Source organism: Halorubrum sp. Ea8 (genome assembly GCF_002252925.1).
In the GTDB taxonomy this organism is placed as follows: Archaea; Halobacteriota; Halobacteria; order Halobacteriales; family Haloferacaceae; genus Halorubrum.
Genome location: NZ_NHPF01000067.1, coordinates 1 through 9,194, shown reverse-complemented (window position 1 = coordinate 9,194; position 9,194 = coordinate 1). Strand labels below are relative to the sequence as shown.

12 protein-coding genes, 1 tRNA gene and 1 pseudogene are annotated in these 9,194 nt (G+C 68.0%); 10 read left to right on the top strand and 4 right to left on the bottom strand.

Going from position 1 to position 9,194, the window contains the following annotated elements:
* Positions 1-159 precede the first annotated feature (159 nt).
* Entirely contained in the window at positions 160-696 is a 537-nt protein-coding gene (gene msrA, locus DJ74_RS05645) for a peptide-methionine (S)-S-oxide reductase MsrA (RefSeq protein ID WP_094526630.1), read from the bottom strand.
* A 429-nt stretch (positions 697-1,125) separates the two neighbouring features.
* Between msrA and DJ74_RS05640 the strand changes: the two genes are divergently transcribed.
* The 7 genes from DJ74_RS05640 to ftsY all read left to right on the top strand — a co-directional run bounded on the left by DJ74_RS05640 (position 1,126) and on the right by ftsY (position 5,481).
* On the top strand, positions 1,126-2,244 hold the full coding sequence (locus DJ74_RS05640; protein ID WP_094526629.1) for a M20 family metallopeptidase: 1,119 nt from the start codon (positions 1,126-1,128) through the stop codon (positions 2,242-2,244).
* Positions 2,245-2,316: 72 nt separating this feature from the next.
* The gene (locus DJ74_RS05635; protein ID WP_094523818.1) at positions 2,317-2,469 is read left to right on the top strand and encodes a 50S ribosomal protein L39e; all 153 of its coding nucleotides are present in this window, start codon (positions 2,317-2,319) and stop codon (positions 2,467-2,469) included.
* A complete protein-coding gene (locus DJ74_RS05630) occupies positions 2,470-2,748 on the top strand; it encodes a 50S ribosomal protein L31e (protein WP_094523819.1) in 279 nt (92 codons plus the stop codon).
* Position 2,749: 1 nt separating this feature from the next.
* Positions 2,750-3,415: a translation initiation factor IF-6 gene (locus DJ74_RS05625; RefSeq protein WP_094523820.1), complete on the top strand. Its 666-nt coding sequence runs from the start codon at positions 2,750-2,752 to the stop codon at positions 3,413-3,415.
* Positions 3,416-3,734: 319 nt separating this feature from the next.
* Positions 3,735-3,911 (top strand): 50S ribosomal protein L18Ae, encoded by a 177-nt coding sequence (gene rpl18a / locus DJ74_RS05620; RefSeq protein ID WP_094523821.1) that lies wholly within the window; start codon positions 3,735-3,737, stop codon positions 3,909-3,911.
* Complete coding sequence (gene pfdA / locus DJ74_RS05615; RefSeq protein WP_094523822.1) at positions 3,911-4,366, top strand: prefoldin subunit alpha; 456 nt, start codon at positions 3,911-3,913, stop codon at positions 4,364-4,366. Before rpl18a ends, pfdA begins: the two co-directional genes overlap by 1 nt.
* Before the next feature lie 8 nt (positions 4,367-4,374).
* Positions 4,375-5,481 carry a signal recognition particle-docking protein FtsY gene (ftsY, locus tag DJ74_RS05610; protein WP_094526628.1) on the top strand — a complete coding sequence of 369 codons (1,107 nt, stop codon included), beginning with the start codon at positions 4,375-4,377 and terminating at the stop codon, positions 5,479-5,481.
* A gap of 86 nt (positions 5,482-5,567) precedes the next feature.
* Here ftsY and DJ74_RS05605 read toward each other — a convergent pair whose 3' ends face one another.
* Positions 5,568-7,184, bottom strand: coding sequence for a long-chain-fatty-acid--CoA ligase (locus tag DJ74_RS05605; RefSeq protein ID WP_094526627.1), 1,617 nt, complete (start codon positions 7,182-7,184; stop codon positions 5,568-5,570).
* Between the two features lie 151 nt (positions 7,185-7,335).
* Here DJ74_RS05605 and DJ74_RS05600 point away from each other — a divergent pair, with 151 nt between their 5' ends.
* Together DJ74_RS05600 and DJ74_RS05595 are read left to right on the top strand one after the other, a co-directional pair.
* Positions 7,336-7,545 (top strand): hypothetical protein, encoded by a 210-nt coding sequence (locus DJ74_RS05600; RefSeq protein ID WP_094523825.1) that lies wholly within the window; start codon positions 7,336-7,338, stop codon positions 7,543-7,545.
* Positions 7,546-7,673: 128 nt separating this feature from the next.
* A tRNA-Met gene (locus DJ74_RS05595) sits at positions 7,674-7,748 on the top strand.
* A gap of 90 nt (positions 7,749-7,838) precedes the next feature.
* Here the strand turns inward: DJ74_RS05595 and DJ74_RS05590 are convergent.
* Positions 7,839-8,354, bottom strand: coding sequence for a hypothetical protein (locus tag DJ74_RS05590; protein WP_094526626.1), 516 nt, complete (start codon positions 8,352-8,354; stop codon positions 7,839-7,841).
* Positions 8,355-8,387: 33 nt separating this feature from the next.
* Entirely contained in the window at positions 8,388-8,891 is a 504-nt protein-coding gene (locus DJ74_RS05585; RefSeq protein WP_094526625.1) for a hypothetical protein, read from the bottom strand.
* A gap of 195 nt (positions 8,892-9,086) precedes the next feature.
* Here DJ74_RS05585 and DJ74_RS19590 point away from each other — a divergent pair.
* Positions 9,087-9,194: pseudogene (locus tag DJ74_RS19590) on the top strand (IS6 family transposase); the annotation flags it as partial.

The following is a 9,194-nucleotide window of genomic DNA, read 5'->3' as shown; positions in this document are numbered from 1 at the left end:
TAAGCACCGCAGCGAAGGAGCGTCAGCGACTGAGCGAGGAGCGCAACAAGCCGCGCGAGTCGTCGCGGCTGGGGCTTTGGAGGTGTTCACTGCGGGGTGGTCAGTCGGTCATCTGCGAGCGATCGAGGCGCAAAAGGCGTTCGCTGCGGAATCTACCGCTTACTTCGCGACCTTCGCCTCGAACTTCTCGCGGACCTTCTCCATCTTCGGCTTGGCGTGGAAGCTGCAGTACGCGTCGTTCGGATTCTTCGCGAAGTAGTCTTGGTGGTGCTCTTCCGCCCGGTAGAACGTCTCTAACCGGTCGAGCTCCGTCACCACGTCGTCGTCGTACTCCTCGTCGAGCGCGTCGATGTACGCGGCGGCGAGCTCGCGCTGGTCCTCGTCGTGATAGAGGACGATCGAGCGGTACTGGCTCCCCACGTCGGGACCCTGGCGGTTCAGCTGGGTCGGGTCGTGGATCTCGAAGAACGCCTCCAGCACCTCGTCGTAGGCGATGACGTCGGGATCGAACTCGACCTGCACGACCTCGGCGTGGCCGGTGTTGCCGGAGCACACCTGCTTGTACGTGGGGTCGTCGACGTGGCCGCCCGCGTAGCCGGAGGTGACCGACTCGACGCCGGCGAGCTGTTCGAGCGCCGCCTCGGTACACCAGAAGCACCCGCCGCCGAGCGTCGCGGTTTCGAGCTGATCGGACATATACTCGTTCCAAGGGCTCGGAGACGTATTAATCACGCGTGCTCATGAGTGGGAGATGATCGGTATCGCGCGATCGACAGTGTAAGTCGATGAGATCGGATCGACGGTGAACACCTCCAAAGCCCCAGCCGCGAGGGCGAAGCACGGCGCAGTAAGCACCGCAGCGAAGGAGCGTCAGCGACTGAGCGAGGAGCGCAGCAAGCCGCGCGAGTCCTCGCGACTGCCTCTTTGAGTCCCGTCCCGCACCGCGACCGCGGCCTCACACCTCCCCAGCCTCGTCGGCCACTCTCCGCTTCGCTCCGAGCGGCCGACTCCCTCGCGCGCTCGGCTCGCGGCCGCTGGCCGCTCACCGGCACGCGCCACCGCAATCCGGTTATAAGTAAACTCGCCAGACTCAGTCTTTAAATCGCCGACTGCCGACCCGATCGTATGAACGAACTCGCGGATCTGACGGAGGAACTGGTGGCGATCCCCTCCCACGAGGACGAGACCGCCGCCGGCGACGCCATCGAGGAGTGGCTCCGCGCCGAGACCGACGCGCGGGTCGAGCGCGACGCGGTCGGCAACGTGATCGCTTACAAAGGCGCGACGGAGGACCCCGACGCCGACACCCTCGCGCTGGTCGGCCACCACGACGTGGTCCCGCCGGCCGAGCGCCAGACGACCGGCGACGGGAAGGCCGGCGAGTACGTCGTCGAGCGCCGCGACGACCGGATATTCGGCCGGGGGGCGGCCGACATGAAGGGCGCGGTGGCGGCCTGCATGCTCGCGTTCCGCGACGCCGAGCCGCCGGCGGGCCGCGAGCTCGCGGTCGCCTCGTTCGTCGGCGAGGAGGTCGGCGGGACCGGCGCGCGCCACGCGATCGACGAGGGGTTCGCTCCCGACCGCGCGGTCGTCGCCGAGGGGTCGACGGACTACTCGAAGCCGGGCGTCACCGACGTCGCGGTCGCGCACAAGGGCCGGCGCGCGTCGACGCTCGTCGCGCACGGGACCGCGGCGCACGCCTCCGAGCCCGACCGCGGCGAGAACGCGATCTACCGCGCCAGCGACGCGATCGACGTCGTCCGCGATCTCGACGCCCCGGAGGCGACCGTCTTCGGCGAGGCCGTCACGGGGTCGCTCGCGGTCACGATCGTCGACGGCGGCGAGACGTGGAACGTGATCCCGGAGCGCTGCGAGGTGACGATCGACGAGCGCACCGTCCCCGGCGACCGCGCCGACCTCGCCCGCGCAGCCGAGGCGGTCGCGGGCGTCGAGTTGACCGTCGAGCAGGACCTCCCGCCGATGGCCTGCGGCGACGACGCCTTCGCCGAGGCCGCGCTCGCGGTCGCCCGCGAGGTCCACGACGGACTGGGGCTCGACGCGCCCGAACACGTCGTCAAGCCGCACGCGACCGACGCGGGGTGGCTCGCCGGGGCCGGGACCGACTGCCTCGTCTGCGGCGCCTCCGAGCCGGGCGAGGCGCACACCGACACGGAGAGCGTCGGGATCGACGTCCTCGACCGGTGTTATCGCATTTACGAAGGAGTCGCCGAACGGCCGTTCTGAGCGGTCACTCGGCACGCCGTGCGACGCGGTATGGAAGGGGTTTTATGCGCCCCGCGGAAACTGTGGGCTACTATGGGAAATAAATCGAAGGCTCAAAAGAAGCGTCTGGCGAAGGCGGAACGCCAGAACACCCGCGTCCCGGCGTGGGTCATGATGAAGACGGACATGAACGTGACGCGAAACCCCAAGCGGCGCAACTGGCGCCGGAACGACCTGGACGAATAAATGAGCACCAGCGACTTCGAGGAGCGCGTCGTCACCGTGCCGCTCCGCGACGCCAACGACAAGCCGGTACAGGAACGCGCCGACTTCGCGATGCGGATCATTCGCGAGCACCTCGCGCAGCACTTCTCCGTCGACGAGGCGGACGTCGTCATCGACACCTCGGTCAACGAGGCGGTCTGGGCGAACGGGCGCCAGAACCCGCCGAGCAAGGTCCGCGTCCGCGCGGCCAGGTTCGTCGAGGACGGCGAGCCCGTCGTCGAAGCCGAGTACGCCGAGTAACGTGTTACGGGCGACTTTCACCGGCTCGTCGTACGTGGGCGTGTTCGCCCGCGCGATCGACGACCTCCTGTTGGTCCGGCCGGACGTCGACGAGGAGCTCGCCGAGTCTCTCGGCGAGGAGCTGGGCGCCGAGCCCCTCCTCACGACGGTCGGCGGCGCCAACACCGTCGGCTCCCTCGCGACGGGCAACGAGAACGGCGTTCTCGTCTCCGCGCGGGCGACCGAACGGGAGCAGTCGCGGATCGCCGAGGCCGCCGACCGCGAGGTGGGCGAGCTCCCCGGCGAGATCAACGCGGCCGGCAACGTCGTCCTCGCGAACGACTACGGCGCCTACGTCCACCCGGACCTCCCGCGCGAAACGATCGTGACGATCAGAGAGACCCTCGGCGTCCCCGTGTCCCGCGGCGACCTCGGCGACGTTCGCACCGTCGGGACGGCGGCGGTCGCCAACAACGCCGGCGTGCTCTGTCATCCCAAGTCGACCGAATCGGAGCTGCGAGACGTCGAGGAGGCGCTCGACGTCCGGGCCGATCTCGGCACGGTCAACTACGGCGCGCCGCTGGTCGGCTCCGGGCTCGTCGCCACCGACGAGGGATACGTCGTCGGCGATGACACCACCGGCCCCGAACTGGGTCGGATCGAAGAGACGCTCGGCTTCATCGACTGACGCCCGCGTCGCCGACGGCCGCTGTTCATCGCGGTTCGGTCGACCCTCTCTCCCCCGACTCGCTTCTCCCGCTGTGTTACCGACTGCAGGCGAGCCGTGGGCGAGACGCTCGCGCTCGTCGCGCTCGTCGCCGTCCACGCGCTCGCAGTGTCGTACCGGCCGGCCGGACCTGACCGGGTAGCCGGCCCGGAGACGGCTCGATCCGTCGAGGATACCACCGGAATTCGGGCCCGTCGCCCCGAACGAAGCCGGTCCCGCTTCGGTGCCGGTCTCTCGCCTTTTAGGAAGATACTTCCCTGTCCCTGCCGGATCGGAGAACATGAGTACCTACACGGTGAGTGGACGGTTCCAGAGTCGAGGCGACTTCCAGCCGTTCACGAAGGAGGTCGAGGCAGAGAACGAGGACCTCGCCCGCGAGCGCATCTACACCACGGTCGGGAGCCAGCACAACCGGAAGCGCACCCAGATCGAGATCGAGGAGGTGTCCGCGGCATGATGGGCGGCGGACAACAGCAGCTCCAGCAGCTCTCCCAGGAGCTGCAGGCGCTCGACGAGGAGATCGAGGCCCTCGAAGCGGAGATCGCCGACTACCGCGAGGAGCAGTCCGACATCGACGACGCGGTCGAGGCGATCGAGACCCTCGACACGGGATCGACGGTGCAGGTCCCGCTCGGCGGCGGCGCCTACGTCCGCGCCGAGGTCCAGGACATCGACGAGATCATCGTCTCGCTCGGCGGCAACTACTCCGCGGAGCAGAGCGAAGGCGACGCCATCGACGTGCTTCGGCGCAAGCAGGAGGCGCTCAACGACCGCATTGAGGAGACGCAAGAGGAGGTCGACGAGCTCGAGTCCGAGAGCCAAGAGCTCGAACAGCAGGCCCAGCAGATGCAACAGCAGATGCAGCAGCAGCAGATGCAGCAGATGGGGCAGGGCCAGGGCGACGAGGAGTAAGGTAGACCGTGTTCGACGGACTGAAGGACAAGCTCTCGGGGTTCCGAGAGGACGTCGAGGAGAGCACTGACGTCGAGGCGGACCCCGCCGAGGGCGACGAGGCGACCCCCGACGAGACGACCGCGAGCGACGCCGCCGACGCGGACGGTGACGCGGAGGCGGTCGCGGCCGAAACGGGGGCCGAGGTCGAGGCGAAGTCCGACGATAGCGACGCGGACGACGACGAGCCGAGCACCTTCCAGCGCGCGAAGGCGTTCGCCACCGGGCGGATCATCATCGAGGAGGAGGACCTCGAAGAGCCGCTGTGGAACCTCGAGATGGCCCTCCTCGAGAGCGACGTGGAGATGAGCGTCGCAGAGCGGATCCTCGACACCGTCCGCGAGAAGATGCTCGGCGAGTCGCGCAAGCAGGTCGAGACGACCGGCGAGCTGGTCGAGTCGGCGCTCCACGACGCGCTGCTCGACGTGATCGCGGTCGGCCAGTTCGACTTCGAGGAGCGGATCGCGGCGGCCGAGAAGCCGGTCACCATCGTCTTCACCGGCGTCAACGGCGTCGGGAAGACGACGAGCATCGCGAAGCTCTCCGAGTGGCTCGCCGACCGCGGCTACTCGTCGGTGCTGGCGAACGGCGACACCTACCGGGCCGGCGCCAACGAGCAGATCGCGGAGCACGCCGACCGGCTCGGTCGAGAGCTGATCTCCCACGACCAGGGCGGCGACCCCGCGGCCGTCATCTACGACGGCGTCGAGTACGCCGCGGCCAACGACGTCGACGTCGTGCTCGGCGACACGGCCGGGCGGCTTCACACCAGCGACGACCTGATGGCGCAGCTGGAGAAGATCGACCGCGTCGTCGACCCGGACATGACGCTGTTCGTCGACGAGGCGGTCGCGGGACAGGACGCCGTGAACCGCGCGAAGGAGTTCGACGACGCCGCCGAGATCGACGGGGCCATCCTGACGAAGGCCGACGCCGACTCCTCCGGCGGCGCCGCGATCTCGGTGGCGTACGTCACCGGGAAGCCGATCCTCTTCCTGGGGACCGGACAGGGGTACGACGACCTCACGCTGTTCGAGCCCGAGGAGCTCGTCGAGAGCCTGCTCGACGAGGAGTAGGGCCGGACCGGGTCAGTTGGTTTGGTGACCGCGGGTCAGTCGGCTCGGTGACCGCCGAGTCGGCGGTCGTGCGACCCTCCCTCCGACTACCCTTCCCCGACTATCCGCTCTTCTTCGTCCCACTCGCGCTGACGGAGCTCGTACTTCTGTATCTTCCCCGTCGCCGTCGTCGGGAGCTCAGCGACGAACTCCACCTCGCCCGGCGTCTTGTAGTCGGCGACGCGCTCGCGGACGAACGACTTCAGATCCTCCGTCGTCGCGCCCGCGTCATCGGGGTCGCCGCCCTCGGGGACGACGAACGCCTTCGGGGTCTCGCCCCACCGCTCGTCCGGCGCGGGGATGACCGCCACGTCGGAGACGACCGCGTGCTCGAAGAGGGTGTCCTCTAACTCGATCGAGGAGATGTTCTCGCCGCCGGAGATGATGATGTCCTTCTTGCGGTCCTGGATCGAGACGAAGCCGTCCTCGTTGACGACGGCCAGGTCGCCCATGTGGTAGTACCCCCCCAGCCGCTCCGAGAACGCCTGCTCGGTGGCCTCGGGCTTGTTCCAGTACCGGTCCATCACCTGGTTGCCGCGGACGACGATCTCGCCGATGGTCTCGCCGTCGGCGGGCACGTCCTCGCCGTCCTCGTCGACGACGCGCACGTCGGTGCCGAGATAGCCGATCCCCTGGGTCTTCTTCACCGCGAAGCGGTCGGGCGAGCCCGCCTCGAAGTGCCGCTTCGCGTCCGAGGTGGTGATGAGGGGGCCGGTCTCGGTCGCGCCGTACACGTGTTTGAGCTCCCAGCCGAACTCCTCCTCGACGGTGCGGATCGTCGCCTCCGGCGGCGCCGCGCCGGCGGTCGCGGCGCGCACGTCGCTGTCGCCGGTCGTCGCCCCGCCGTGTTCGGCGTAGTGGTCGCCCAGCATGTTGAGCACGGTCGGCGCCGCACAGAAGTACGAGACGTCCTCCTCGCGGATCCGGTCGAACACCGCGGCGACGTCGACGCCGCGGGTGCAGACGTGCCGGGCGCCCATTCCGGTGATCGCGTAGATGTGGCCCCACCCGTTGACGTGGAACATCGGGAGCGTCCAGAGGTAGACGTCGTCGTCGGTGATCTCCTGGTGGATCGCGATGAGGTACGCGTGGAGTGTCTCGGCGCGGTGGGTGCGACAGACCCCCTTCGGGTCGCCGGTCGTCCCCGAGGTGTAGTTGATCGTGATCACCTCGTCCTCGTCCATCTCCGGGCGCTCGTAGGCGTCGGGGTCGGCGTCCGCGAGCGCCCCGTCGAACGACTCCCAGTCGCCCGCGACCGCGTCGGCGTCGTTCGTGAGGAACGTCTCCGTCGGCACCTCGTCGCGGACCGCCTCGATCCGGTCGGCGTACTCGGCGTCGGCGTAGATCGCGTCGACGCCCGCGTCGGAGAGCATGTACGCGAAGTCGTCGGGCGTGAGCCGGTAGTTCAGCGGGGTGTGGACCGCGCCGACCTGCATCGCGCCGTACGCCGCTTCGAGGTGGTAGTGCGTGTTCGGGTCCAACACCGCGACGCGGTCGCCCTTCTCGATCCCGCGCGCCCGGAGGGCGGCCGAGAACCGGTCCGCGCGCTCGCCGAGCTCGGCGTAGGTGTACCGCGTGCCGTCGGTGGCGAGCACGGCCTCCTCGTCCGCGTAGTGCCGGCGCGCCCGATCCAGAAAGTCCGTCGTCAGTAGCGGTTTTCGCATCGATTTATCACTATTTTTGATTGATAAAAGCGTTTGCGGCCGGCGCAAGGCGGCCGCCTCGCCGTCGCCGCCGGATCTCACTGGCATCGTCGCGAGGCCCCCGCCGTCGCGGTGCCGCGAGGTTTTCTCCGTCTCGGAGCGTTCAGGGCGTATGAGCGACGGATCCGGCCGGTCGACGTTCACCGAGGGGTACGCGGTCCCCATTGCCGGGCTCCTGTCGCTGTTCTTCGCGCTCATGGCGGGGCTGACCGCGGGTCGAGCGCTCTCCGGCGACCCCGCCGACGCGGTCCTCCCGGTCGCGTTCGCGCTCGGCGCGATCCTCGCGCTGCGGTTCCGGCAGAAACACGCCGGGTCGGAGTGAGTCGACCGAGTGATGCCCCGACTGCGCCGGCGATCCCGCCGCCGTCCGTATATAAACCGTGCGTGGTCGAATCGCACACGGGCGACGGGATCAGAACCCTTAACAGTCGCAACGGGTTTTGATACGATAGCGGGATGGGATAGCCAGGAGATTCCGCCGGGCTCATAACCCGGAGATCGGTAGTTCAAATCTACCTCCCGCTACTGTTCGTTTGCGGCCGCAGACTCCTGGTCGTTTTCGATGACTCTTGAGCGGTACACTCGTCGACTCCGCACGTCGAAGGGACCGCGCGGTCAGGACTGCCCGTCACACGTGACCGAGACGGATCGGTCTCCCTCGTCGCCGGATATCTCGGCGCTGACCGCGCCCCCGTCGATTCCGAGTCCCACCGAGAGGGTGCCGTCCTCGAAGGAGCGCTCGCAGTCCAACTCCGCGACGACTTCTCCCGATTCGCCCGGTGACACGTCCGCAGGCGTCGACTTCACCGTGACGTCGAGGCCGTCGGGCGCGTCGACGTCGACCGACGTGACGTCGATCGGCGCGTCGAGGCGGTTCGTGACGGTCACCAGCGCGACCGTCTCCGTCCGCTCGTCGGCGTCGCTGGCGTTCGTCGCGTTCGCGCTCTCGTTGAACGCGATCCGGACCTCGGCGGGCGAATCGTAGCCCACGTACCCGCGCGCGTCGTCGACCTCGTCGGCCGCGATGTCCCTATCGGCCGTCGCCGACGCGAATCCGCCCGTTCCGACGACGGAACACACGAGCGCGGCGAGTATCAAACAGAGCCCGACCGTTCGAAGTTGGTTTGCCATCGTGTTTGAGAGAAATCTGAGACCATCGTTCGGCTACTCGTCGAGCTGGACGTTCGAACCGATCTCGTTTCGTCGAGTGTGGACCGTGTGGACGACGGCGGAGAGCCCGAACACGACCGTGGCGATGGTGCCGAACGCCACCGTCGAGAGCTCGGTGAACGGGTAGAGCCCGACCCCGGCGAGGGCGACGATACCGCCGAGGATCGCCGTGAGGCCGAGGTAGTGGAAACACCACGGAATGTCGTTTTCGGGCACGTACTCCAAGTGCATTCGTACCTCGGTGACCGCGTCGCCGAGCTCGATCGTGCCGCGGCTCCGGTCGTACTCGATCAGGTCGCAGTCGTCCAGCTTCGGCAGGTGCGTCTGGCGCAGCGAGGAGTAGACCCGCTTCCGCTGTTTGTAGTCCACGTTCGCGACCGTCGTGTCGTTCTCGCGGGCCGCGACGTACTCGACGAGGTCGCTGAGGTCGATCTCGTCGCCGGGTTCGTGTCGGTTGAGCAGTTCGATCGCGTACCGACGCCGCGCGTTGCTGAGCACGTCGAAGACCGCTTCGCGATCGATATCCCTGGTGCGCTGCGTTCGGTTCGGTAACCGCCGAACGGCTATGCTACCCGAGCCGTCAGTCCGCTCCTTTTGTGGCTTAGAACTCACGTCGCGTTCCCCCTCGTTGGATCGCCGACTCTCGGTCGCCGTGTTAAGTTAAGAACGAGGCGGGACGAGGATTCAGTGCCTATGCCGAAAACCGCCCGCCTCACCGAGTCTACCGAGTGGATCGACTTGGAGTTTGTGGAGCGAGAGCGGACACCCCGCGAGATCATTGAAAAGGGTATTCGCCACCAT

Coding starts and splice junctions, on each gene's coding strand:
- msrA (WP_094526630.1), bottom strand. CDS start 696: ATGTCCGATCAGCTCGAAACCGCGACGCTCGGCGGCGGGTGCTTCTGG.
- DJ74_RS05630 (WP_094523819.1), top strand. CDS start 2,470: ATGAGCACCAGCGACTTCGAGGAGCGCGTCGTCACCGTGCCGCTCCGC.
- DJ74_RS05640 (WP_094526629.1), top strand. CDS start 1,126: ATGAACGAACTCGCGGATCTGACGGAGGAACTGGTGGCGATCCCCTCC.
- DJ74_RS05590 (WP_094526626.1), bottom strand. CDS start 8,354: ATGGCAAACCAACTTCGAACGGTCGGGCTCTGTTTGATACTCGCCGCG.
- rpl18a (WP_094523821.1), top strand. CDS start 3,735: ATGAGTACCTACACGGTGAGTGGACGGTTCCAGAGTCGAGGCGACTTC.
- DJ74_RS05605 (WP_094526627.1), bottom strand. CDS start 7,184: ATGCGAAAACCGCTACTGACGACGGACTTTCTGGATCGGGCGCGCCGG.
- DJ74_RS05600 (WP_094523825.1), top strand. CDS start 7,336: ATGAGCGACGGATCCGGCCGGTCGACGTTCACCGAGGGGTACGCGGTC.
- pfdA (WP_094523822.1), top strand. CDS start 3,911: ATGGGCGGCGGACAACAGCAGCTCCAGCAGCTCTCCCAGGAGCTGCAG.
- DJ74_RS05635 (WP_094523818.1), top strand. CDS start 2,317: ATGGGAAATAAATCGAAGGCTCAAAAGAAGCGTCTGGCGAAGGCGGAA.